The sequence below is a fragment of the Dyadobacter fermentans DSM 18053 genome, assembly GCF_000023125.1.
GTDB classification, from domain to species: Bacteria; Bacteroidota; Bacteroidia; order Cytophagales; family Spirosomataceae; genus Dyadobacter; species Dyadobacter fermentans.
Genome location: NC_013037.1, coordinates 2,340,329 through 2,365,117, shown reverse-complemented (window position 1 = coordinate 2,365,117; position 24,789 = coordinate 2,340,329). Strand labels below are relative to the sequence as shown.

General features: G+C 50.6%; 24 protein-coding genes and 2 pseudogenes. 20 read left to right on the top strand and 6 right to left on the bottom strand.

The genetic code is table 11. The features are described 5' to 3' along the window. Positions 1–37: 37 nt before the first annotated feature. From DFER_RS09500 to DFER_RS30885, 7 genes and pseudogenes are all read left to right on the top strand, one after another. Complete coding sequence (locus DFER_RS09500; protein ID WP_015811410.1) at positions 38–604, top strand: DUF6428 family protein; 567 nt, start codon at positions 38–40, stop codon at positions 602–604. Positions 605–627: 23 nt separating this feature from the next. Then, positions 628–1,122, top strand: a complete 495-nt coding sequence (locus DFER_RS09495) for a GNAT family N-acetyltransferase (protein ID WP_015811409.1) — start codon at positions 628–630, stop codon at positions 1,120–1,122. Between the two features lie 6 nt (positions 1,123–1,128). Beyond that, positions 1,129–1,542, top strand: coding sequence for an arsenate reductase ArsC (locus DFER_RS09490; protein ID WP_015811408.1), 414 nt, complete (start codon positions 1,129–1,131; stop codon positions 1,540–1,542). A gap of 3 nt (positions 1,543–1,545) precedes the next feature. Then, entirely contained in the window at positions 1,546–2,277 is a 732-nt protein-coding gene (locus DFER_RS09485) for an arsenic resistance protein (RefSeq protein ID WP_510185863.1), read from the top strand. Next, a complete protein-coding gene (locus DFER_RS31010) occupies positions 2,168–2,608 on the top strand; it encodes an arsenic resistance protein (protein WP_510185864.1) in 441 nt (146 codons plus the stop codon). Before DFER_RS09485 ends, DFER_RS31010 begins: the two co-directional genes overlap by 110 nt. Positions 2,609–3,724: 1,116 nt before the next feature. After that, positions 3,725–4,871, top strand: a pseudogene (locus tag DFER_RS29560) (IS3 family transposase). 98 nt (positions 4,872–4,969) lie between these two features. After that, positions 4,970–5,206: a DUF1016 N-terminal domain-containing protein gene (locus tag DFER_RS30885; protein ID WP_187293451.1), complete on the top strand. Its 237-nt coding sequence runs from the start codon at positions 4,970–4,972 to the stop codon at positions 5,204–5,206. A 56-nt stretch (positions 5,207–5,262) separates the two neighbouring features. Here DFER_RS30885 and DFER_RS09460 read toward each other — a convergent pair whose 3' ends face one another. After that, a complete protein-coding gene (locus DFER_RS09460; protein ID WP_015811406.1) occupies positions 5,263–5,700 on the bottom strand; it encodes a cupin domain-containing protein in 438 nt (145 codons plus the stop codon). 80 nt (positions 5,701–5,780) lie between these two features. Here DFER_RS09460 and DFER_RS09455 point away from each other — a divergent pair, with 80 nt between their 5' ends. From DFER_RS09455 to DFER_RS09435, 5 genes are read left to right on the top strand one after another with little or no spacing between them, the layout of a single operon-like run. Further along, positions 5,781–6,413, top strand: coding sequence for a TetR/AcrR family transcriptional regulator (locus DFER_RS09455; protein ID WP_015811405.1), 633 nt, complete (start codon positions 5,781–5,783; stop codon positions 6,411–6,413). Further along, positions 6,410–7,462 carry a right-handed parallel beta-helix repeat-containing protein gene (locus DFER_RS09450; RefSeq protein WP_015811404.1) on the top strand — a complete coding sequence of 351 codons (1,053 nt, stop codon included), beginning with the start codon at positions 6,410–6,412 and terminating at the stop codon, positions 7,460–7,462. The genes DFER_RS09455 and DFER_RS09450 overlap by 4 nt, the downstream gene beginning before the upstream one ends. Further along, the gene (locus DFER_RS09445; RefSeq protein WP_015811403.1) at positions 7,438–8,691 is read left to right on the top strand and encodes a hypothetical protein; all 1,254 of its coding nucleotides are present in this window, start codon (positions 7,438–7,440) and stop codon (positions 8,689–8,691) included. The genes DFER_RS09450 and DFER_RS09445 overlap by 25 nt, the downstream gene beginning before the upstream one ends. Positions 8,692–8,702: 11 nt before the next feature. Next, the gene (locus DFER_RS09440) at positions 8,703–9,614 is read left to right on the top strand and encodes a hypothetical protein (protein WP_143828706.1); all 912 of its coding nucleotides are present in this window, start codon (positions 8,703–8,705) and stop codon (positions 9,612–9,614) included. A 3-nt stretch (positions 9,615–9,617) separates the two neighbouring features. Next, a complete protein-coding gene (locus DFER_RS09435) occupies positions 9,618–9,872 on the top strand; it encodes a T9SS type A sorting domain-containing protein (protein ID WP_015811401.1) in 255 nt (84 codons plus the stop codon). Positions 9,873–10,344: 472 nt separating this feature from the next. Here the strand turns inward: DFER_RS09435 and DFER_RS09430 are convergent, their stop codons facing one another. Genes DFER_RS09430 through DFER_RS09420 form a run of 3 tightly spaced genes read right to left on the bottom strand, consistent with a single transcriptional unit; the run spans position 10,345 to position 12,720 of the window. Beyond that, entirely contained in the window at positions 10,345–10,767 is a 423-nt protein-coding gene (locus DFER_RS09430; protein ID WP_015811400.1) for a nucleoside deaminase, read from the bottom strand. Between the two features lie 4 nt (positions 10,768–10,771). After that, positions 10,772–11,833: a 2Fe-2S iron-sulfur cluster-binding protein gene (locus DFER_RS09425; protein ID WP_015811399.1), complete on the bottom strand. Its 1,062-nt coding sequence runs from the start codon at positions 11,831–11,833 to the stop codon at positions 10,772–10,774. Positions 11,834–11,838: 5 nt separating this feature from the next. Continuing rightward, entirely contained in the window at positions 11,839–12,720 is an 882-nt protein-coding gene (locus DFER_RS09420) for a PNPOx family protein (RefSeq protein WP_015811398.1), read from the bottom strand. 20 nt (positions 12,721–12,740) lie between these two features. Here DFER_RS09420 and DFER_RS09415 point away from each other — a divergent pair. From DFER_RS09415 to DFER_RS09410, 3 genes and pseudogenes are all read left to right on the top strand, one after another. Further along, a pseudogene (locus DFER_RS09415) lies at positions 12,741–14,030 on the top strand (efflux RND transporter permease subunit). Beyond that, entirely contained in the window at positions 14,027–14,152 is a 126-nt protein-coding gene (locus tag DFER_RS30705; protein WP_262485297.1) for a hypothetical protein, read from the top strand. Before DFER_RS09415 ends, DFER_RS30705 begins: the two are co-directional and overlap by 4 nt. A gap of 12 nt (positions 14,153–14,164) precedes the next feature. Next, a complete protein-coding gene (locus tag DFER_RS09410; protein WP_015811397.1) occupies positions 14,165–15,571 on the top strand; it encodes a TolC family protein in 1,407 nt (468 codons plus the stop codon). Positions 15,572–16,138: 567 nt separating this feature from the next. On the opposite strand, the gene DFER_RS09405 is transcribed toward DFER_RS09410, so the two are convergent. Continuing rightward, on the bottom strand, positions 16,139–16,372 hold the full coding sequence (locus tag DFER_RS09405) for a hypothetical protein (protein ID WP_143828705.1): 234 nt from the start codon (positions 16,370–16,372) through the stop codon (positions 16,139–16,141). 98 nt (positions 16,373–16,470) lie between these two features. Here DFER_RS09405 and DFER_RS30540 point away from each other — a divergent pair, with 98 nt between their 5' ends. The 3 genes from DFER_RS30540 to DFER_RS30880 all read left to right on the top strand — a co-directional run bounded on the left by DFER_RS30540 (position 16,471) and on the right by DFER_RS30880 (position 17,727). Continuing rightward, complete coding sequence (locus tag DFER_RS30540) at positions 16,471–16,731, top strand: NAD-dependent epimerase/dehydratase family protein (protein WP_229206219.1); 261 nt, start codon at positions 16,471–16,473, stop codon at positions 16,729–16,731. Then, a complete protein-coding gene (locus tag DFER_RS30535) occupies positions 16,731–17,066 on the top strand; it encodes a Rossmann-fold NAD(P)-binding domain-containing protein (RefSeq protein WP_229206218.1) in 336 nt (111 codons plus the stop codon). The genes DFER_RS30540 and DFER_RS30535 overlap by 1 nt, the downstream gene beginning before the upstream one ends. 484 nt (positions 17,067–17,550) lie before the next feature. Then, a complete protein-coding gene (locus DFER_RS30880; RefSeq protein WP_083769077.1) occupies positions 17,551–17,727 on the top strand; it encodes a T9SS type A sorting domain-containing protein in 177 nt (58 codons plus the stop codon). Between the two features lie 32 nt (positions 17,728–17,759). Here the strand turns inward: DFER_RS30880 and DFER_RS29165 are convergent, their stop codons facing one another. Continuing rightward, positions 17,760–19,703, bottom strand: coding sequence for a BspA family leucine-rich repeat surface protein (locus DFER_RS29165; RefSeq protein WP_015811393.1), 1,944 nt, complete (start codon positions 19,701–19,703; stop codon positions 17,760–17,762). Between the two features lie 498 nt (positions 19,704–20,201). Between DFER_RS29165 and DFER_RS09390 the strand changes: the two genes are divergently transcribed. Both DFER_RS09390 and DFER_RS09385 read left to right on the top strand, forming a co-directional pair. After that, on the top strand, positions 20,202–23,264 hold the full coding sequence (locus DFER_RS09390) for a SusC/RagA family TonB-linked outer membrane protein (RefSeq protein WP_229206217.1): 3,063 nt from the start codon (positions 20,202–20,204) through the stop codon (positions 23,262–23,264). Between the two features lie 13 nt (positions 23,265–23,277). Further along, the gene (locus DFER_RS09385; protein WP_015811391.1) at positions 23,278–24,756 is read left to right on the top strand and encodes a RagB/SusD family nutrient uptake outer membrane protein; all 1,479 of its coding nucleotides are present in this window, start codon (positions 23,278–23,280) and stop codon (positions 24,754–24,756) included. The last annotated feature ends 33 nt before the right edge of the window (positions 24,757–24,789 follow it).

Sequence of the window (24,789 nt, the reverse complement as noted above, 5' to 3'; positions counted from 1 at the left end):
TAAATTAATCGCAATATTACATTATAACAATTGAGCTATGGCAAATCAACCAAATCCAGTGACGTGGGGCGACTTCAAAAGTACGCTCGAGCAGAATGCTGACATGCATCTGCAATTTGAATATGAAGCAGGGAAGTTCGTAGATAGCTCGTATCATATTACCGAAATCAAACAGGCGCCGATCGTGTCGGTCGATTGCGGCGGTCAGATGAACAGCTGGACAGAGGTTATCGTGCAGCTTTGGGAGCCGTCGGTGAAAGAAGCTGACCGTTCCATGAAAGTGGACAAGGCGCTTAAAATCTTCGGGATCGTAGAGAAATCATTGCCTTTGGACCCCAATGCCATAGTGAAGATTGAATTCGGCAATTCGAAGTTCGACATGCGGCAAATGTACCCCGGCGAGTTCGTTACCGAAGGCGAGACATTTACGGTAAATTTAGTCCCCGACTTCACGCAGTGTAAGGCACTTTCGCGCAACCAAAGCTGCGGAACATCGTCGGCCGACGCGTCCTGCTGCGCTCCCGCCGAAAAAAAGGAAGAGCCTAAGTTGATTGTAGTCGCTGAGGAAGCGTCTTGTTGCGCACCGGGAGGCGGCTGCTGCTAATTAACCACCATAACAACATATCGATGACGATCAGAGAACTGTTACCCAGCGATTGGCCTGCGGTCCGGGACATCTACGCTCAGGGAATTGCAACCGGTCAGGCAACGCTCGAAACGAGTCCGCCGGAATGGGCGGTGTGGGATCAGTCCCATGTGGCTAATCTCCGGTACGTTGCCGTTTCCGATCATGGCGAAGTGGCGGGCTGGGCTGCCCTGACACCGGTTTCAGGCCGCTGCGTCTATACCGGAGTGGCCGAAGTGAGCATTTATATAGCCAAAGCTTTCAGAGGGCAGAAAATAGGGGATCTGCTTTTGAAGCATTTAATCATCGAAAGCGAGGGCAAGGGGTACTGGACATTGCAGGCCGGTATTTTCCCGGAAAATCCGGCAAGTATCAGGCTTCATGAAAACAATGGTTTCCGCATCATCGGCTACCGTGAGAAAATCGGTAAAATGAAAGGGGCCTGGCGGGATGTCAATCTGTTGGAACGCAGAAGTAAAATCATAGGAATCAATTAAATAAACATGAAAAAAGTATTGGTGCTATGCACCGGTAACAGTTGCCGGAGCCAGATCGCAGAGGGGTATTTGAGGCATTTTGCCGGAGACAAGGCCGTCGTATACAGTGCCGGGGTAGAGACGCACGGCGTGAATCCCAAAGCGGTCGCGATCATGGCGGAGGATGGAATAGATACTTCCAATCATACGTCGAACAACCTGGATGAATACGGCGACATCGATTTTGATTTCGTGCTCACCGTTTGTGACAATGCCAAAGAGCGCTGCCCTTATTTCCCCACTAATGCAAAGCAATTCCACCACAACTTTCCTGATCCGGCAAAAGTAACGGGTACTGAGGAAGAGGTTCTAGAAGCGTTCCGGGCCGTTCGTGAGCAGATTAAAACTTACTCTGAAAACTTTGTTAAGAAAAATCTGTAAGCAATGTCTGCCAACAACTGCGCTCCTGCGGCCAACCGCAAGAAACTCGGATTCCTCGACCGGTACTTGACGTTGTGGATTTTCCTCGCGATGGCCTTTGGGGTCATTCTTGGGAATGTCGCGCCATCAGTACCCGGGTATATCAACCGATTTTCCAGCGGCACTACCAACATCCCCCTGGCCATCGGTTTGATTCTGATGATGTATCCGCCGCTAGCCAAGGTGAAGTACGACAAAATGGGGGAGGTTTTTCGAAACACCCGTGTAATGACCGTTTCCCTTCTGCTGAACTGGATCGTCGGCCCGGTGCTGATGTTTGTGCTTGCGGTGATCTTTTTGCCGAATCATCCTGATTACATGGTCGGATTGATACTGATCGGCCTGGCGCGCTGTATCGCTATGGTGCTCGTGTGGAATGAACTTGCGGAAGGCAGCCGGGAGTATGCAGCGGGGTTGGTCGCGGTGAATAGCGTGTTTCAGGTACTGCTGTATAGTTTCTATACCTATTTCTTCATTACGGTTTTACCGCCGTTGATCGGTTTGAGAGGACTGGCTGTCGATATTACCGTTACTAAGCGTTGGGATCTACCTTGGCATTCCCTTCGGGGCCGGAATGCTAAGTCGAATCGGACTGACAGCCTTGAAGGGGGAGGAGAGGTACGAGACGAAATTTCTACCCCTCATTTCTCCCATTACTTTAATAGCGCTGCTGGCTACCATCATTTTAATGTTTAGCCTGAAAGGGGAGCTGATCGTCCAGTTGCCGGGAGATGTGGCGTTGATAGCGATACCGCTCGTAATGTATTTTGTAGTGATGTTCCTGATGAGTTTCTTCATTGCAAAATCACACGGGGCCAATTACGCACAGAACGCGTCCATTGCGTTTACCGCGTCGGGAAACAATTTCGAGCTGGGGATCGCCGTCGCGATCGGTGTGTTTGGCATCAATTCCGGTCAGGCATTTGTGGGCGTAATTGGCCCGTTGGTAGAAGTACCGGCCTTGATAGCGCTGGTTAATGTGGCCTTTTGGCTGGGAGATAGATATTATAAATCAACGATCTCCTAATTAAGAGCTATGAAAGTTGCATTGATAGCGGAAATCCATGAGAATCCTCCGGCTTTGGAGGTGGATTAATAATATCAGGAGTATCAGTGGCTTGACTTGGCGCGAGAAAATCCAGCTGGCGGTGCATTCAATACTTTCAGAGTGATTGGGTGATTGTCTACTAAGTAGTTTTTGACAGCGGCGGATCAATTGGCAGTGAGCCTGATCGAATTCCAATCACTAGACTATTCGCTGAGGCACTAAGTCGTAGATTTGCTTGTAGTTCCAGCCGACAAACTATTCCAGGAGAATTTCATCGAAAGCCCCTCTTTGATAGCCGAGTTGCAGGGTTGCCTGCATAATCTGCATGGTGATGGTGACAATTCGGAAAGCAGGAGCCGCGTAGTTATAACTTGCTGTTGCATTTAGAAAGTCGCATCGAAAGGAGGGGGCATTGAGGGAAATATTTGGCTGGCCTAGCAGGAAAAGGCTGATCTAAGTAGTGAGGAGGTTAAACAACGTGTTGTCTACGTGAATTAGCGAAAAGAGCGGTTCCAAAAGTTCAGATAGATGCGATCAGGTTTACACCCGGTTCGCATCTACAGCCTCGAAAAGCTCGCAGATGCCCAGCGAGCTGCTTGTCTTTGGCCTGCGATCGCAAAGAGAGGCAATAAATGAAAGGATGGTGTCGCGCAGACCGAGAGGGCGGTGCTGACCGCAAAAACTCAGGGCTGCTGTTGGGATATGCAGACCGATCCTTCATTTGTTGTTGGAGTATCAGCAATATTAATTGATGATATCAGTTATTTCCCCCGTTGCCAAGTAATTTTGGAGCTTTAGCGGAAGGCAGGGCGATTCCATCGGTCGAATACCGGCTCTGTGCCGCGATTTTTTTAGGAACCACACCATGCCGAGAAGCTCATCTGTTCTACTCTTAATAAGATGCGAGTATTCTTTGCCTTGCTCTTGTGTAATAGTACCTTTTTTTACATAGTTGTCGATTTCGTCTAGCGATTTGAGCATTTCAGAAACTGCTTCTTGCTTTCGTTTTGCCCCTGACCTCCCCCCAGCAAACGAGACAACTGAAAACTAGAGATTTTCGGTGGCAAAAACGGATCAAAAACGTAATTTGTCACTATGAAAAAGTCGAAATTCACGGAAGCGCAGATCGCTTTTGCGCTTAGACAATCGGAGACCGGCACACGTGTCGAGGAGATATGCCGTCAATTAGGGGTTTCCCAGGCCACTTTTTTCAACTGGAAGAAAAAGTACGGCGGCATGGGCGTTGCCGAACTGCGAAAGCTGCGTCAGTTGGAGGAGGAAAACGCCCAGTTGAAAAAGCTTGTCGCAGATCTGAGCCTGGACAAGCAAATGCTTCAGGATGTTATTAAAAAAAGCTGTGAGGCCTCCTTACAAAAAGGAAATGGCCAATTGGCTTATTTCGAATTATCGCGTCTCAATCCAAAGAGCATGCCGGTGTGTGAAATTGGTTCGGGCAATGTACTACTACAAATCGCACCGTCGTGACGATACATTGCTAATGATGCGCATGAAAGAAATCGCAAATACGAGGGTTCGATATGGGTTCAGACGCATTTTTGTGCTGTTGAAAAGAGAAGGGTTTAGTGACAAGTGCACCGGCACCCCGGCATAAACGTGTTTACCGCATTTATAAGACCTGCGGGCTGAATTTGCGAACTAAGAGGCCAAGGAGAAGCCGAAGCGCAGAGCACCGATTGGAACGTCTGGACACTCAAGGAATAAATAAGGTGTGGAGCGGACGCCGCGCGGTATGGATTTCGTGCAAGATGCGCTCTACAACGGCGAACGGTTCCGGGTGTTAACTGTAGTGGATAATTGCAGTAAAATCTGCCACGGATTGCTGCTTGGCAAATCTCTGAAAGGGGCAGATGTCGCAGCTGAACTGACCAGGATCTGCTTAATCGAAGGATGTTTTCCAGAACGTATTCAGTGCGACAATGGCAGTGAATTTATCTCGAAGGAAATGGATTTGTGGGCTTATACAAATAGGGTTACCTTAGACTTTTCAAGACCCGGGAAACCAACCGATAATCCGTATGTTGACTCATTTAACGGAAAATTCCGAGACGAATGCCTTTCAGTCAATTGGTTCTTATCGCTGGACGACGCCCGTGAAAAAATCGAGGACTTTCGGTGGGAATACAACCACTTCAGGCCTCACAGCGCGCTGAATGATTTAACCCCAAAGGAATTTGTTAATTTCCATCAAGACACACCGGAAACTCTACTTTCAACCGTCTGAAAACCTGGGAGGGGCTCACCACCGAAAATCTCTAATTATCAGCTGTCTCGCTTGCCGGGGGGAGGTCAAAGCGAGCCGACTATGGTAAAAAGATTGTTGTGACCTTTTCCAGGCATTTGACTCAGAAATATGGACGGAACTTCAAAGAGAAAAACCTTCGCCGGACGTTACAATTTGCTGCTAAGAAAATTGTCGTGACACTGTCACGACAATTGAGCTGGTCGCATATTCTCGTATTGCTACCGCTACAAAGCACAGAGGTAAAGCGCTTTTATGCCAAGTTGGTCAAGGGCTCATTGGCTCCAACAATTATAATTTTCATATTCTTTTTGTAAGGTTTAGAAAAAAGCCAACCAGCTCTAAATTAGAATTTAAGGGTCTTCACCCTTGATTAACTAACAATAATATGCATATCAAAATCTGTTGCCCTTTGAAGTACCCTACTGATTACATCGGGTGCGACTGACTTTTCAAATGCATGCTGTTCTGAGGCATCAACACCGAAAGTTTCGAACAGTCCCAGAAAACCCTTTGGGCTGTGAATATTGAGATAACGGCAATTACTTTCTCCTTGATTGGTGAAGGTATGCAGCGTATTGGCGGGAATGTCTATACTTTCCCCTGCTTTTACCGTCACCGGATTGCCGTCAATAAGAAATTCCAGCGCGCCTTCTGTGACCACAAACACCTCATGGTATTTGCTGTGATAATGAGGGGGTGGGCCGGGTACACCCGGGGCAGATATGCCTTCAATCAGATCGTAACTTCCGCTTGTTTGGTGTGGTATAATTCTGTGACCCAGACAAATAACTTCTTTTTCAACTTTCATTTTTTATTTTTATTAGAAGTTTGTCTCACAAAACTATCAGCTAATTTTGATTATTGCAAGCTTTATAAGATATTTGTCTCATGAATGACAAAAATATAAAATCCGGCAGGGTCAACCAGAAGTTGAAGACTCAGAAGAAGATATTGGAAACGGCAAGAGAGATGTTAGTTTCCAATAAGGATTTCTCTCTCGACGACGTGGCTGCCCAGATGCAGATTTCCCGTGCAACCATCTATAGATACTACGCCAATATTGATATCCTGTGTCTGGATGTGGCTATATCGATGACCAATAAAGATCCAGAAGACTTCACCGAGTACGTCAGAGGAATGACCCTAAGCCAGTCGCTTCTGTATGTGCAGGATTATTTTAACAATTTGGTTCAGGAGCACGAGAATCAATTCCGCAAATACCTGAGCCTGGTGCTGGATAAATCAGTAAAGGGTGAGTCGGCGATAGCTCATCGCGGGGGCAGGCGCCCTAGAACTTTGGAGATCGTCATGAAACCTTTTCAAACTGAATTGGACGACCAGACTTACATTAATTTAAAAAACGTGGTGACCCTGCTCTGCGGAATTGAGCCTCTAATTTCCAATAAAGATGTCAGCGGATTGAATAATGAGCAGTCCAACGAATTGCTAAAATGGGCCCTGGAAATGATTCTTAGGGGTGTGGAGGCAGATATGGCGGAAAAAACCAACCCGACTCTATGAAGAAAAAATTACTAACATTTCTTTTGCCGTTTTGCTTAGACATTTCGTCAAGCGACGCTTTTTCGCAGGCGCGCCGATTTGTAAAACCATCTTCCTCCGGGGAGGCCGACGGCAGCTCGTGGGAGAATGCCAGCGACGATTTGCAAGCTATGATCGACGCCGAGGGAACGGAGGAGGTTTGGGTGGCATCAGGAACTTACCGGCCCGTCAGGCCATTGGACAACACCACCCTTTATCAGCCGCTTAACCGGAAAAATGCCTTTGTAATGCGCCCCAATGTGCGCATATACGGCGGTTTTGCAGGAACGGAGACGACGCTTGATGCAAGGAACGCTGGTACGCGTTCCACCCTCAGCGGTGACATGGGCATTGATGATTTTGTTGTCGACGGCGTCAGTAAAACGATCAGGGGCACGAATTCCTATCACGTGGTGGTCAGTGTCAATGACGTCGGCAGCGCGCTGCTTGATGGGTTCATTATTACCGGCGGAAATGCCGATTCGGATGCGATTATTAATGTGGACGGCTGGAATGTGCGAAGCTCTGAAGGCGGCGGCTTTTATGTGGGCCAATCATCGCCCACGCTGTCAAACCTGGTCGTCCGCAATAACCATTCAACCGGCCTCGGCGCAGGCGGCTCCGTTTACTGGTACTCTCAGGCAAATATCACGCGCTCATCATTTCTCGACAACACCACAGAATCCAGCGGCGGCGGGCTCTCAATTTCGGACTCAGAGGTGACCCTTACGCATTGCGAATTTAAAGGCAACACGGCAGTGAGGGACAACGGGGGCGGAATCGCCGTTTGGAGCTCGCTCGGGAAGATTAGCAATACGCTGATCACCGGCAATACGGCCTCGAATGGTGGCGGAATGTATTTTTATCGGTCGTCCACGGAAGTTGTGAACACCACGATCAGCGGGAACACCGGGCTTGGAAGGGCAGGGATCTATTCCTTCGGCGAGCCGGTGGCCAGATTTAAAACAGCATCATTTGGGGGAACAGCGACAATGCGACTGGCGGCTTGCCCGAATTTGCGCACTCATTAGTGGGCGGGATCGATCTACCGGGCGAAGGAAATTTTCCCGGCAACACGAACCCGGGTTTTGTAAGCCCGGCGCTCGCTAGCCTGGCACCTACCAAAGATGGAGATTATCACTTGCTGACCACCTCGCCGCTGCTCAACGCAGGCACGCCAGACATTGAAGGGCTTGGTTTGACAGAACTGGACCTGGCCGGAAATGCCCGGTTGCTCGACGGAAGAATCGACCTTGGCCCCCACGAAGGCGGCGTTCGGCCTGTCGAGCCCATATATGAAATCCGATATGTGATGCAGACCGCCCGTGGTGCCGGCGATGGATCAAGCTGGGAGAATGCCAGCGACGACATTCAGGGGATGATTGAAAAACAATATGTAAAGCAGGTTTGGGTTGCGGAAGGCAAATACGTTCCGCGGCGCAGGGCTGACGACGTTTCCACCGTATCTGTCGGAGATCGCAACAATGCGTTTTTAATGAAGATCGACGTCAAAATTTATGGCGGCTTCAAAGGCACGGAAACCTCGCTTTCGGAGCGCGACCTGCAATCTGCGAGACGCTCGATCCTCAGCGGCGACCTTGATAACAATGATATTACGGTGGACGGCCTGAGCACCAGCAACCGGGGAAACAACGCTTACCATGTGGTGGTTTGCATTGGCAATGCAGGGGAGGCTGCGCTGGATGGATTCACTATCACCGGCGGCACGGCCTACAATGATCTGACCACCCAGATCAATGGTTATGATGCAAGAAGAGACGAGGGAGGCGGGATTTATGTCGCGAACTCTTCTCCCAAAATCAACAATGTGTTCATAGCGGGCAATGCCGCCAGGTCAGGCGGAGGGGTTTACTTGATTTGGTCAAAAGCGACAATTTCTAATTTTGTGTTACAAAAAAATACGGCTAGCAGCAGTGGGGGCGGTATTTCAGTCGATTTCGGCTATCCGACACTGATCAATGGCCGGATCACCGGGAACCGCAACCGGCTTTGTTGGCGGTGGGTTTTACAATTATGGCCACGGCGTGAATGTAGTCAACTTGGTGATCAGCGGAAACAGCGCTACAACACCCAGGGCGGCAGCACGCTGTTTTCGCATTGCCTGGTGGAAGGCGTTGAAGCAAATGCAGGCACCGGGAATTTAACGCCAACACCAATCCGCTCTTTAAATCTGCACTGTCATGGTCCGGGGCGCCTTTTACGGGTGGGGATTACAGTCTTTCAGGATGCTCGCCGTTGATCAATGCAGGCTTGTCGGCATCAAATTCATATGCGACGGATGCGGCCGGGAATTTCCGCATCCAGCTTGGCAGCATCGATATTGGCGCTTATGAAGCCAGCAATACAAATCCTGATCAAGGAGCAACGCTGGCCACCTCGGCTCAGAGCGTGCAGGCCGATCAAAACAGTGTCGGGAGCACAGTGTACGCGTCGGGATGCGAATCGCTGATCGCCACGGTGGCAGGTGTTGGCAGCGAGCAGCCGGTGCGCGGCAATGTGACGGCGCGCGTGTGGGTGGAGGCATCTCAGCCTGATGGTTTTGTAAAAAGACATTACGAAATTTTTCCGGCTGAAAATGCAGGTTCGGCTGAGGGCCGTGTGACGCTTTATTTCTCTCAGGAAGAGTTTAATGCTTTTAACGCGACCGCCAGCAAGCCGCTTCCTGCAAATGCGACTGATGCCGCCGGCAAGGCAAATCTGAGAATCGAAAAACGCGGCGGCCAAAGCCAGGAGGGTGCGCCGGATGCAACCGGCCTTCCCAACACTTACACAGGCGGGATTTCAACCATCGATCCTCAGGACAGCGACATTATATGGAACGCCGATCATGCCCGCTGGGAGATTTCCTTTGATGTAAAAGGGTTTTCCGGGTTTTTTGTAAAAACACAGGGGGGTGCATTGCCTGTCGAACTGGTTTCGTTTCAGGCTGTGAAAGAAGGGGCTGTGGTGCAGCTTCACTGGGAAACGGCTTCGGAAGTGAACAGCGAAACGTTTGTGATCATGCGCAGTGCGGATGGCAAAAAGTGGAGCGAAATCGGCTCGGTGGCCGCAGCGCAGACCAGCAACTCCCACCTTCAATATAAGTTCACCGATGCAGCGCCGCTGGCGGGAGAGAATTTATACAAACTAAAAATGATTGACGCCGACGGCACGTTCGCTTAAAGCATGCTCCGCAGCGTGCTCACGGCAGATCAAAACCCGATTATGGCCTTCCCAAACCCTACAAACAGCTTCACCCGCATCGAACTGGTGACGCCGCCGGTCGATGGGAAGGTCTGGCTCGTGAATACGGCAGGGCAGAAACTTCTTGAATTTTCAGTGAAAGACAGGACAGTCGACATTGACCTGGGCAGGGTTGCTTCCGGCACCTATCTGCTCACGACCAGCGATGGACGGGCGGTCAAGGTTGTCAAGCAATAGAATGAAGTGATTTTTGAAGTAAACAGACAAAGCCTGTAAATGTATCATTTTACAGGCTTTGTCTGTTTTTGCAGAGAGGAGGAGGTTCGAATTTATTTATAACCTGCTCTGACTATTCAGATTTGCTATCCGGAATCCGCACTTCCATTCGAAAATCAAGATTGGAGGCTGCGGTTTCGGTTAATGGCCAGTTGCTACATCAACCCCCGGAGTGGAAGATTGTCATCTGAGACGATTTTTGGCTTTTGATAGCGATTCCGTTTTCGTCCGGAAATCATATCCTGGACTAAATTGAACGTTGTTGGCGACACGATTGGCTTGTGCAATCCCTTTACACGTTGCGCCTTTTCTACTTCGAATTCAGGAATAATATCTGTCCGTAATAAACCGGATTCCGAATTGCAAGCCCAAAGTTGTTTTTAGTCCTTTTCTGACCACTTGCTTACATACTTGTTCTGTATCATGCTACTTCTCAGGCATCATGCGGCGATTCAAACGTCACTATCATAGGTGGCGGCGTCCAAATCTGTATATCAGCTGCCGTCAGAATCGGCCAGGGTGAACTGACGCCGCCGACCGCCGGCACGGCATGCTCGAAACCTACCCAGCTGATTTGATAATGCCGGATGGCGTACGAGCAGAGGATGCAAGGCTCGTGGGTGGTATACATCGCGCAGCCGGTAAGTTTGTCTGTCCCCAGGCGATTCAATGCATCTCGAATAGCTTCCACTTCGGCATGTCGGGTGATGTCGTTGTCGGGGCGCGTGGCTTCGATGCCCTCACCTACGATGACGCCTTCGCGTACGATGACAGCGCCAACTGGCGTGTTGCCCGAGCGGCCTGCCTGCAATGCCAGCTCGTGGCAGCGTTGCAAAAATTTATGGTGTTCGTCCATCTGTCTATAAATCAAGCGTGATATCGGTTTCGGGCCGTGCGCAGCAAAGCAGTATTTCACCCTCGAACGGGTCGCCGAATGGTTCCGGGTCGTAGGTTACTGTTCCCGAAATCATCCTCGTGCTGCAACTCATGCAAGTACCTTCCGTGCAACTGCTTGGTGGGTAAATGTCGTGTTTTTCGAGCAAATTCAGCAGGTTTCCGTCTCCATCGGCCCAGGAAAATAACCGGCCAGATTGCGTGAGTGAGATTGTCGGGACCGCACCGGCCAGGTCTTCTTCGATAAAAATCGGCGCTGTTTGCTGATCTGGTAAAACAGTGTTGTCATTTCCACTAAAATAAGTACAAGACAACCTGGAGTCAGCAATGCCTAGCGATCGAAGTCCATCAGCAAGTGTTTTGACAAAAGATGCCGGGCCGCAAATGTAAAAGTCACTATGGGTAGGGGATGAATTTTGTTTGAGAAAATCCAGGTGTATCCGACCCAACGCATCATAGTCAACCCGAATGATTTCGAACGGCGAAGGCTGGCTATGGTGGATCGACACCCGTATGTGCGCCTGCGTGCGGGCCAGCGATCGCAGCCACGCGAGCATCGGCTGCTCGCCCGCATTCCTGCTTCCGTGCACAAACCAAACCTGCCGGGGATCGGGCTCTTCGGCAATGGCTTCGAGCATGCTGAGCATAGGCGTAATGCCTACACCGGCGCTGAGAAGCACGACCGGCCGTCGTGAGTCTTTTTGTAATGCAAACCCGCCAAGAGGTTCGCTGATCCAGATTGTATCGCCAATATCAACATGATCATGCAAGAACGACGATGCAATACCGGGCTGATCCGGTGTGCCCTCGCGCTTTACGGTAATGCGGTAAAGGTTCTGGCCAGGCACGCCTGATAAGGTGTAAGAACGTTGAACCGGCCCGGCTTGCCCGGGTATTTGCAGCCGGACGATAATGTGCTGCCCCGGCAGATAATGCGCAAGGCGATCGCCATCGGCGGGTTTGAGGTAAAATGACCAGATCGTCTGGCTTTCCTGAACTTTATCGATGACCTGAACGGGCTTGAACATGAATGCTAAACGTTAAATGGGGAATAATCCAGAAAGGTCCAGTTGAGTCCGGCCAGGCTTGCCTGCCTTCGCCAGCTGTGTAAATGAAACTGCCAGTAGCGACCGGTACCGCCTGTGGTGTCGTCTTCGTCGGGCCCGGTAAAGTCCAGTTCGGCATGGCCGGTAAGTTGCAGGGTTTCGCCGGATTTGAAATCTACGAAAAGCAACGCGGCGCGGGGATTGATCGTGAAATTGCCGAGCGAATTGAACATGCTGTTGCCGTTGTAATCGGGGATGCGGAGCGTGCGCTCGTCGAGGATTTGTACAAAACCCGGGTTGCCGCCCCGGTGACCGACATCGATGTGGTCGTCGTCGTGGCCGCTGCCGACAAACAGGGTGTCGGCGCTGGTAATCCAGCTTTGCAATGCGTCGGTGAAATGCCCGCCGGTTTCGGTGGCTGCATTGGCCTGCCGTGTGGCTGCGGTCACTGCCACTTCGCGCCGCTGAATGTAGCGCGGGCAGAGCGGAAAGCATTCCTGCACCTGTACCTGCAAGCCCGTGCCGTCCGGCGCAAAGCTTACCGGGCCGTTCACTTTCAACCGCCTGCGCGTGGCCAGCTCGATGAACAGCAGGCCGACACCAGGGTGCCCCACCACATTGGACCAGAAAATATCATTCTCAGCCGACACCAGATGCTCCGTATTCAGCTGCACCGCTTGCGGCGATTCGGCCTGCATAAAACCGGGCTGGCCTGCCAGCATCGATACCCATATGTTTTGCTCCGGATCCAGGCTCGCGGCCAGCACGAATGGCTGTTTATCGACAAATTTCAATGCGCCGCTGGGAACCTTGTCTGCGATGAGCCGGCCGTTCCGACTGGCGATCTGCGCTGCCCACGCTCTTTGCATTGATCCTGGCGATCGGTATCGTGGTGGATGATGCGATTGTGGTGGTAGAGGCGGCGCATGCCAAAATGGAGCACAAGCGCCTGGACCCCAAAGCGGCGACCCACGAGGCGATGCATGAAATTTAAGGTGCTATCATTTCCATTACGCTCGTCATGGCAGCGGTATTCGTGCCGGTGGGTTCAATGGAAGGATCTACCGGGCTCTTCTACCGGCAATTTGCGTTCACGATGGCCATCGCGATTGTGATTTCAGCCATTAATGCGCTAACGCTCAGTCCCGCATTAGCTGCATTGTTCTTGAAGGAAATCCATACAAATGCTTCCGGTACTGGTGAAGAAGCGGGAGTGAAGAAAGGTTTTAAGGAAAAATTTTTCATCGGGTTCAATAGCAGTTTCAATGCTTTGACGGGCCGCTATGTAGGCGGGTTGAGATTTCTGATCCGTCACAAGTTACTCAGCATGAGCGGCCTCGCGCTGGTAGCGGCGGCGACCGTGTTCATGATCAAATCCACTCCTTCGGCATTCATACCCACAGAAGACCAGGGGTTTATAGCCATTGCCGTGAACACACCTTCGGGAACTACGCTGGATGTGACGCAGAAAGTGATGAGCCAGGCCGAAACGACCGTGAAGGGCCTTGACGCCACGCGATTTGTGACGGCCATTTCCGGTTTTGACGTGCTTACCAACTCCATGAGCCCTAACAAAGGCATTATTTATGCATTATTAAAACCCAATAAGCAGCGCGGCGATATCAAGAACCTGGACGCTGTGATGGACAATGTGCGCAGCAAACTGGGCGGCATCACCGGTGCCAGCTTCTTTGTGTTCAGCTTTCCGACCGTGCCCGGTTTCTGCAATGTGGAAGCCCTGGATTTGGTATTACAAGACAAAACCGGCGGTAAGCTCGATAAATTCAGCAACATATCGCAGCAGTTCATCACCGAGCTTTCCAAGCGCCCGGAAATAGCGGCAGCATTCACAAGCTTCAAAGCCGATTACCCGCAGCTGCAACTGGACATCGACGACGATAAAGCCGACCAGCTCGGTGTAAGCGTGAAAGACATTCTCGAAACCATGCAGGCCTATTTCGGCAGTGCGCAGGCATCGGATTTCAACCGTTTTGGCAAGTATTACCGCGTGGTGGTGCAAGCCGATGTGCAGGACCGCGCCGATCCGTCGGCGATCGACAGGGTGTTTGTCAAAAACAAAACCGGCGAGATGGTGCCTATCAATACGCTCGTGAAACTGAGCCGGATTTACGGTTCGGAGACGGTTTCGAGTATAATATGTTCAATTCCATTTCCGTGAACGCGATTCCCGAGGCCGGTTTCAGCTCCGGGGCAGCGATCAAGGCGGTGGAAGACGTGCTTTGCAGGAGCGTTTATCCAAAGATTCCAACGAGGCGGTTCGCGATGACGAAGGGCCTGTAAACCAAGCCATTTATGAAACAGTTTAATATAACTCTTATCCTGTTCGTCGCCCTGACATGGGCGGGATGCAAGGTTTCGAAAAACGTGCCGCTGCCGGATGCGGTACCGGGGGCATTCAGAAGTGCAGCGGCCGGAGATTCTGCGGGCATCGGTGCCATTCCGTTCAGGACTTTCATTACCGACCCGGCGCTGCTGCAACTGATCGATACGGCATTAATTAAAAACTACGACATGCAAATCGCGTTACAAAACATCGATGCCGCCGAAGTGCTGTTCAAACAGGCCAGGCAGGGCTACCTGCCGGAGCTGAAAGCGCAGCTGACTGCCAATACCAGCCGCCCTTCCGACAATAGTCTGAATGGTTTTACCCTGAACCAGTTCCTGGGCACTTCGCACATCGAGGATTACAGCACCGGGATGACGGCAGTTTGGGAAGCCGATATCTGGGGCAAGATCCGCAGCCGCAAAGCTGCCGCGCTGGCGGGCTTTCTGCAAACCGCAGAAGCGCGCAAAGCGCTGCAAACGCAGCTGGTAGCGCAGGTCGCGCAGGGTTATTACAATGTTTTAATGCTGGATGCGCAGCTGGAAGTCGCCCGGAAGAACCTGATGCTCAACGACAGTACGCTGCGCACTATACAATTGCAAGCGGTAGCCGGGCAGGTCACTTCACTGGCGGTCCAGCAAGCCGAGGCGCAGCGGCTCACTGCTTCCCAGCTCATTCCGCAGCTGGAAGAGCAGGCCACATTGCAGGAAAATGCATTGCATGTGCTGATCGGGAAAATGCCGCAGGCGATCAACCGCAAAAGCCGTTTGCAAGCATTGACGATCCCGGAAGAACTGCATGCAGGTTTTCCATCTGCATTGCTCAGCCGTCGGTCCGATATTAAAAGCGCTGAGCTGGCTTTGAATGCGGCTAATGCCAAAGTGGGCGAGGCGCAGGCGAGTTTTTATCCTTCATTGGTGATCACAGCTGGCGGCGGCATCAATGCATTGAAAGCCAGCAACTGGTTCAATATTCCCGCATCGCTCTTCGGACTGGTCGCGGGCAGCATTACCCAGCCTGTTTTTCAGCGTGGACAATTAAAAGCGAACCTTGAAATAGCCAAAATAGAACGTGAAAAAACAGTGATTGCATTCCGGCAATCGGTTCTCCGGGCAGTAGGCGAAGTGTCGGACGAACTGACCAAAGTGGAAAAGCTGAAAGCGCAATACCGCGCAGCCGCAGAACGGACGCGCGTGCTGGAAACTGCTTCGCGCAATGCGAACCTGCCCTTCAACCGTGGGATGGCCAATTACTTGGAAGTCATTACGGCGCAAGGCAACCTGCTGCAAAGTGAGCTGCAACCGGCTACCATTAAAACCCGGCAGTTGAATGCGGTGGTCGGGCTGTACCGGTCGCTGGGGGGTGGGTGGAAGTGATAGTTGTAGTGTTTGAATCTTCTTGCCAAATCATGGTATGTGGACAAGTAGTTAAATATTGATTCGGAACATTCTGGATCTTATTTTCTGGACAGGTTTGGGCAGAATCCTTTCTTGATCTAGCTTCAAATCAAAATGCCGTTCCGAACGATTCGGAGCGGCATTTTTTGTGATATCAGCTATGTGTAAAATACATTGTCTATCACTTGGTGGTATTGCAGCCGTTCAGCACCCTTAAAGGTTCGATAAACCTAGCTAGTTATACCCTTTATCGTGCTTTATCAATGTTAGACTCTATTTTTGAATCCAGTCTACGATTGAATCTGCGAATTCCTGTGGTTGTCTTTTCCACCGCCAGAAATTAGCAGGCCAATTCAACGAGTCGTCATTCTCGCTTTCGATGGTGATCATGTCGTGTCCGCACTTTGGCAACACAACAATTTTGTGAGCCAGATTAGCCTGACTTAAATAATTTTCCATTTTACTGACGTTCTCGGCAGGAGGGACCAGAACGTATTTTTCACCAAAGATGCTTAGGACAGGGCATTTAACGCTCTTCAGGGTTTCCTATGGGTCATACTTGTTGCTTCTCCACCATCTGATCCCTTCGCTTTTGGGTGTCTCGGGAACGTCCAGATAGCCGACCCATTTTCGGGAGGTGATTGTATTCGCATACGCTCGAAGCTGTTTCCAATCTTTTTCGGCATTGCTTTGCACATACTTAAAATACAACTCCGAATAGTGCTTCGCCGAATCGATGGATTCTTTGGGATAACCCTCTTCCCGTAATGTATATGCCACCCTGTGCATACGCTTTTCAAACGGGGACGTGCCGCAGGTGAGGAAGGTTCTTTCGGCCGGTCAATAATCAATACAAATCATACCCAATCCTTTAAAAAATGAAAATCGTTATCGTTGGAGCATCCGGCACAATCGGGAAGCATGTTGTGGACGCACTGAAAAGTGAGCACGAAATTATTACGGCCGGCTCCAAGTCCGGCGACTACCAGGTGGATATGGCCATCCCGGATTCGATCAAAGCTTTTTTTGAACAAATCGGTAGCTTCGACGCGCTGGTCTGTGCGGCCGGGGACGCGCATTTTGGTCCGCTCACCTCGATGACCGACCAGGATTTTCGAAAAGGCGTCGACGGCAGCTGATGGGCCAGATCAACCTGGTCCTGATCGGTCAGCACTACATTAATCCAAATGGTTCGTTTACGCGCACATCTGGTGTGCTGGCAGAAGACCCAATCGTGTACAGCGCGGCCGTCACGACCGTGAATGGGGCGATTAATGCATTTGCCGTCGGGGCAGCGGTATCAATCGCCCCCGGGGTCAGGGTAAATGCAGTGGCGCCGGGCCTGGCAGAAAATTCCCCATTCTATTTTTCATTTTTTCCCGGCTTTGTGCCTGCTTCAATGCACCGGATAGCCCAGGCTTACGTAAAAAGCGTACATGGTGTGCAAACCGGCCAGGTTTACCGGGTGGCGTAGACATCTCTACGCGTACGTGATGCAAGTGGAACTATCAGGAAACTATCGCGAAGCTGCCACTTCCTCCTTGCGCGCGTGCGTGGCAAGCAACTGTTCCATTTGAGTGAATCTGGCGTCCATTGCCTCTAACCTGGCTTTAAGGCTGTCATTTTCTTCTTGTAGTGCTTTCGTGAGTTTTGCAAGTGCCTGGATGGCCGCCATGCCGTCACATTGAACTGGGCAACATCGGAAGAACAAGACAATGCGGGATTTGAAATCCAAAGAAGCGCAGATGCGGTTTTCTTTGATAAGATTGGATTTTTAGAGGGCAGTTCAGACACAAAGCTCAGAGCGTATACCAGTTTTTTGATCCAAGCCCATTTTCAACAACCTATTATCGGCTAAAACAACTTGATCACGACGGAGCTTTCACCTATTCGCGTATCATTTCAGTCAAGACTAAGATCGCAGCCGTCAAAATACATCCGAACCCCCCGCCCAGGATGTGGTGTTTTTTGAAGGTGAGCGCACACCTCAGAAAGTGATCATCTTTAACTTGCTTGGACAAAAAGTATTGGAAGAAAATGACATAACTGTGTCAGTTGACATTAGCAGTATCAGAGACGGGCTTTACGTTGTTAAAATAGGTGAACAGGCTACGCCACTTGTCATTCGCAGATAAGAGAATCTCTGTTACTTGTGGTGCCAGCGACGTTACTCCACCATTAAGTTGAATGTACGTGTGTGTGCTCGCTCTTGTACGGTGATGAGATAAGTCCCCGAAACTAGCTTTGACATCGGTGTGATTAACACCGTTTGCGTACCTTCCGGCTGACGTCTGAATGCAAATTCCTGTCCGGAAGTATTGTGAATCCGAATATGTGCTGTATCCGGCTCGTCAATGCTAATGCGAAAGGAAAGATGCTTGGTCGGGTTCGGATATAGCATGTAGTCCTGAGAACGCACTACGACCGGTACGATGCGAGAGATCGTTCTGGTACCGTCCAAATCATATTGCACGAGCCGATAATAACTCGAGCCGGCGAAAGGAGCGGTATCGACGGCCCTGTAAGTGTGTATAGTGTTGGAATTACCGCCTACGTCCCGAACCTCGGCGATGTTTTCGAAAACAATCAAATCCTTGCTTCGCTCAACTACGAAACGGTCATTTTGCGTTTCCTGGGCGGTCTGCCAGGCAATCTCGACGGTTTTGCCGGAGGTTGGTTCAGCGGTGAAGAAAACGAGCGTTACGGGTAGCACCGCACAGGTCGGGTCGAGGATATCCCCGGTAATTGACCATCCTTTTGTGATGAGCGCATTCCGCGCATCGGTTGCGGAGGGTCCGTAGAAGCGGCCTGTGGCGTCAAGGCTAAGGTTTGACGGGATTGCACTATTTGCCGCCCACCCGATCAAGCTGGTACTGTAATTGTCGCAATCTATTGAGCTTCCGGTCAATGCGCCGGTCAAATTTGTTACCGAGTTTATCGCCCAATCTGCAAGTGGTTGATTGAACGCCGATGCCCCATTAAATATATTCTGCATGTTTGCAACTTTCGAAACATCCCAGGCATCGAGAGGTTGATTGAAAGACACAGCTCCGTTAAACATAAATTCCATCTTGGTCACCCCCGATACATCCCAATTGCCAATCGGTTGATTGAAAGCACGTGCTCCGGAAAACATAAATGCTAAGTCAGTCGCCGCTGAGACATCCCAGTTTCCAATCGGTTGATTAAATAAAGTGGTTCCCGAAAACAGACCGCGCATGGAGGTAACGGCGGATACATCCCAGTCCGAGAGAGGTTGGTTAAACGGCGAGTTCGCAAACATCGAGTTCATATTGTTCACAGATGAGACATCCCATCCCGAAATCGGTTGATTGAACGGCGTACCAAAAAACATATAATCGATCGCGCTCACGTGGGATACATCCCAACCGCCAAGTGGCTGATTGAAAGTTGAAGCAACAGCAAACATCAACGACATCGTAGTTACCTTGCTGACATCCCAATTGCCAATGGGTTGATTAAATGCCTGGGCGCTCGTAAACATTGCAGCCATTTCTGTTACCGAGGAAACGTCCCAATTTGCCAGCGGCTCGTTGAAAAGCTCCGAGCCTTGGAACATCGAATTCATTTTGGTCACCGTAGAGACATTCCAATTACCAATGTTCGGAGCTGAGGCGAGCAGCTTACAACCACTGAAAGCGGAAGACATGTTCGTCACGTTGCTTAGCACAGGCGCATCTGTTGCAGATATAGCCGTGAGGTTATTGCAGTCTTTAAAAGCATTTTCGAAAGATGACCAGACCGTACTTCCCCATTGTTCGATCGTTAAAAGGGTTGACGGGGAAGAGAATAGATCAAATTCAATCCTGTGAAAAGGCACGGCACCGGTTGGCTTGACAGCCATACGATAGGTTCCCGCTGTAGGGAATATAATGGTTTGAGGGCCGGTAAACGTGCCGGTCGCCGGCAGCGTGCCGGATCTTCCTGCCGGCAAGCTTTCGTAGTACACCGTATATTCACCGGAAGCGGGGAAAAATATCCGGTTATTGCTCAGGCTATTCCAGGTAGCGACAAAATCCGTGCTGTTGATCTGTGCGTGACCGCAAATGGCGGTGAACACACCAATCATCAAAAGGAGAATTTTCTTCATGAAGTTGTAAGTTGATAGAGCAAGCAAGATAGTCGCGGCAGCGGCCAACGGGCGTACCAATTATTACCATAGGAAAGTAGACATTTCTCTACAAAGATCAGTAAGACGTTCACCCGATGGCGCCTGGCTCTATCAGCTCGCTCAATTGATACCGCTGCAACGAATGGACGCGCCGCCCTCTTTTGTTTTGTACCAACTTCCTATTCCACTCTGAACCAATGAAAAGTGCTTCGAACGGGGCGGCTGAAAAATAGTATTACAAAAGCAAACAAAAGTAGAGGATCGAAGGAATGGCAAAATCTAATTTTGGATTTGTTAATTCATGCCAAACCTTCTAAGCCCAATACTATGCAAAAGGAAATATTACTACATCTTTTTCACCGGAAGCCCTGTTTATTATTTTTATTGATTTGCTTTTGTATACCTGCTGCATTCTCTCAAACGGCAGTTCGGGTTTCGGGGAAAATTGTTGACGAAAAAAACGAAGCGCTGCCGGGAGTGAATATTCAGGTGAAAGGGACCACTACCGGCGCAAGCACGGATGCGGACGGAAATTACACCGTAAGCGCCGCCCCCGGATCTTCCCTGATATTCTCTTTTATAGGTTACCAGAGTCAGGAAATACCGATAGGCAATAGCTCGGAGGTGAATGTGACATTGAAGGCAGACGTGGCGGTGTTGCAGGAAGTGCTGGTGACGGGATACGGTGTGCAGTCGAGGGAAACGCTCACCACGTCTATCTCAAAACTCGACACGAAGGTGCTTGAAAATGTTCCTTTTGCCAATGCCGCCTCGGCTTTGCAGGGAACCGTTTCCGGCGTGCGGGTCCAAAGTACGTCCGGCCAGCCCGGTGCGGCTCCGCGCGTGATCGTACGGGGCGGAACCTCTATCAATAATCCCAACGGGGCCAGTCCGCTATATATCATCGACGGGGTGATCCGGACTGATATGAATGATATTAATTCGGATGACATCGCTTCCATGCAGGTGTTAAAAGATGCGGCTTCCACCGCCATTTATGGGGCCAGGGGATCCAACGGGGTAGTTATCATCACCACCAAAACAGGCAAGTCCGGGCAGACGAGGGTCAGTTATTCTTATGACATGACTACATCCAAGCCTGGTAAAATGTTCGAGCTTGCCAATGCTCGGGATTATCTGACCATCAACAGGCTAGGGGTTTTTGGGGATGCGAAGTTCGGAGATTATACTTCAAGGCTGACCTTGCCTATGGGTTACGGAACAGGGAATGACCTGACCAATAACACCGCATTTACAACCCAATACCTGACGCCTGCGAACGAACATAAATTGCAGGAAGGCTGGCAGAGCATGCCGGATCCGGCGGATCCTACCAAAACACTGATCTTCCAGGACACCGATTTTCAAGCATTAAACTACCAGACGGGCATTTCCCATAACCATAACCTGTCCGTTTCCGGCGGTACTGAAAAAGGATCATTTAATGCAGGGGTAGGGTATATGACTGCCGACGGGACTGTAATTACCACGAAATATGACCGCCTCAGCTTTAATCTGAACGGGGATATCCAGGTAAAGAAAAACCTCACTGTGTTTTCAAAGGTGATTTTTTCAAGGTCTTCAACGAACACCCCCTACGGTTCCACCGCAGTTACTTTCTACCGAAACGCCGGCCTGGCGCCGACGGCCAAATACAGGTTTGAGGACGGTACTTTGGCTCCCGGTACCAACAATGGTATCGGAAACCCGGAATACCAGATGAATACCAGGAAGGCCGAGAACTCAAATGAAAAGCTGACGGTGACGCTGGGTTCGCGCTGGAATATCCTGCCGGGTTTATCGTTTGAACCGCAGGTATCACTCTACAATGTCAATGGAGACGGATATACGTTTCAGCCGGGATTCTGGAACGGGCCGGTTGCGTTTGTGGATGCACGTGCAGCCTCTGCTACCAGCAGCAGGTGGCGCCAAACCCAGGCGGACGGTGTTTTTGCATACACCAAGTCATTCAAGGACCATAACCTCGACGCAAGGGCAGGGATATCCTATTTCGGACGTACCACGTCCAGTCTGAGCGCCAGCGGCAGAGGGGCCTCGACCGACCTGATCCCGACCCTGAATGCTTCTGCAGAAGCAACCGCAGTCAGCAGTTCAATCAGCGAACAGCGTATACTGGGGTATTTCGCGAGTGCGAATTACAATTATCAGATGAAGTACCTGCTGAGCTTGAATATGCGCTACGATGGTGCTTCCAATTTGGGCGAGTCGCACAAGTGGGGCTTTTTCCCAGGGGTTTCCTTAGGCTGGAATATGCACAAGGAAGATTTTTGGGCCGGAATCTCCCGCGGCGTTTCTCAAATGAAACTGAGAGGGAGTTATGGTGAAAACGGAAATATCAGCGGATTGGGGGATTTTACAGCTCAGGGCGCTTACGGCGTGGGATCCAGATACGGAGGAGCTGCCGCAATCCAGAATACCGTGATTCCGAATAAGGATTTGAAATGGGAACAGTCCAGGACTTTCGACATAGGTGCGGACCTCGGTTTCCTGGACAACCGGCTTACCCTGATCGTGGACTATTACCGGCGCGTCACCAGCAACCTGCTGACAAGCCTTCCCTTGCCGCAGTCTACCGGGTTTGCCAGCGTGCTTACCAACCTGGGCACACTTGAAAACAAGGGTTTTGAGATTGAGCTCGGCGCGCGTGTACTTTCCGCTAATTCTCCCTTGCAGTGGAATGTGGCTTTCAATGCCTCCAAAACAAAGAATAAGGTTTTGAAATTGCCCAATAATGGGGTAGAAAACAACCGTGTCGGCGGTCTGCTGGTGTGGGACGATGCCCGGCAGGATTATGCCTGGAAAGGCGGAATTCAGGAGGGCCACAGGCTGGGGGAAATGTACGATAGAAAACAAGTGCGCATTTATCCCACCGATGAAGATGCGAAAAACGGTCCGATCGCTTCGTACATCGTAGGTGCGGATAAAACCCAGTACGGGGGAGACGTTGAATATTACGATGCGGACAAAAACGGCATTATCGATTCGAGGGACAAAAGGTATATGGGAAATGCCTATCCCCTGTGGACGGGAGGGTTCTCAAATACATTGAGCTACAAGAGTTTCAATTTGTATGTGCGGCTTGATTATACCACCGGCCACACGATCTTCAACTGGGGCAGGATGTTCCTGGACGGAAATATGTATTCCGACGGCAACCTGACTCAGCGAATGGTAGAGCGCTCCTGGAAAAAGCAGGGCGATATTACCGATATGCCCAGGTCGTATTGGGGCGGAGAGCGGGTTCAGCGTAACCTGTTCGATGGCGTCACCACCTCAGGCAACTCGATGTACAACGAGTCCGGCGACTTTCTGGCCATTCGGGAGGTGACGCTGAGCTACTCCGTACCGTCGCGGATATTGAACAAGCTGAAACTGGCCAGTTTGAGATTCAACGTAACCGCCAACAACATTCACTACTTCACCAAATACCTCGGCCTGAACCCGGAAGAGGGCGGCGTCGACGATGGCCGTTATGCAATGCCTAAAAACATCATTTTCGGAGCCAATATTTCATTTTGATAATCAGGAAATTATGAAAAGACTGAGACTTATATTCCTTACCCTGCTCGTGTGTTTTTGCGGAGCTTCCTGTGATGTTCTGGACGTAGCGCCTGTCAGCGTTATCACTACCAATTCTTTCTGGAAAACGCAGGAGGATGCGGAAGGGGCATTGAATGGTATGTATGTTAACCTCCGAAGCGTTTCCGGCGCGATTTACACCCTGGGCGAACAGCGAAGCGAGGTTTTTGAAGGTGGTGTATACGGTAGCGGACGTAACGATCTTTTTCTGAACGAACTCAGCGGCGATCAGCCTCACCATCCCGATTGGAGCGGATTTTATGCCATTATCAACTCTGCAAACCTGATCATTAAATACGTTCCCGGCATGACATTCAAGTCGGAGGCGGTGAAGAACAGCATACTGGCGCAGGCATACAGTATGCGGGCGTACACTTATTTCGTGATGACGCGAACCTGGGGGGACCTGATTATCCGCACGGAGCCAACCGAAACGTCCAGCGCGGAAGTAACGATCAGGGAGCGCGCACCCCAGGCAGAAGTGTTTGCGCTGATCAAAAGCGATATCGAGACGGCGCTCAGCCTTTTTCCGGACAATAATTTTGTAGCCGGCCGGTCGAAATGGTCCCGCGCAGCGGTAAATACCCTGAAAGCGGATGTGCATTTATGGACGGGCAAAAGAATGAACGGCGGTGCGGCCGATTTCACGACAGCACTGGCCGCAATCGCAGAAGTGGAAAAGGCGGATGTTTCGCTCCTGCCGAGTTATGCCGACCTGTTCGAATATGCCAACAAGGGTAATAAGGAAACCATCATGACGATCCGCTATCAGGATCTGGACGGCGCCTCGAATAACCAGTTCTGGCTCCATTGGATTATTGATAGCGCGATACCCGCCAATATAGATCCTGCCACCAAGGCATTAATCCAGCCGGTGGGCGGCGGCCAGGGGCTGCTGGTGATCACTTCGCTTGTTCGTAACCAGTTTACAGAAGACGACACACGGAAAAAAGCCTCCTTCCATGAAATTTTCACCTATGATGCGGCGGGTAAACCAACCTTTTACACGACTCTGTCTATGAAAGGCCGTGGTTTGCTGACGGGCGGCACGAGACTCTTTCTGAGCGATATTGTGCTTTACCGCTACGCGGACGTGATATTGCTCAAAGCAGAGGCTAAAAATGCGCTGGACCAGGATCCTACCGAAGAAATAAACAAAGTGCGCCAGCGCGCTTATGGCGCAAATTACAGCAAGCACGTTTTTGTGAAAGGGACGAAACAGGCGAACGATGATGCGATTTTGAAAGAAAGGCTTTTCGAATTGCTGTATGAAGGAAAAAGATGGTGGGACCTCGTACGCTTCGGCAAAGCGTTCGATCTCGTGCCTAACCTCCAAGCCCGGAAAGGACAGGACCATTTGCTATTGTTCCCGATCGCGAACACGGTATTGAGCCTTGAACCGAAGGTGAAGCAAAATCCGGGTTATAACTGACCTTTTGAGCATTGATTGCATTCATTTTAAATA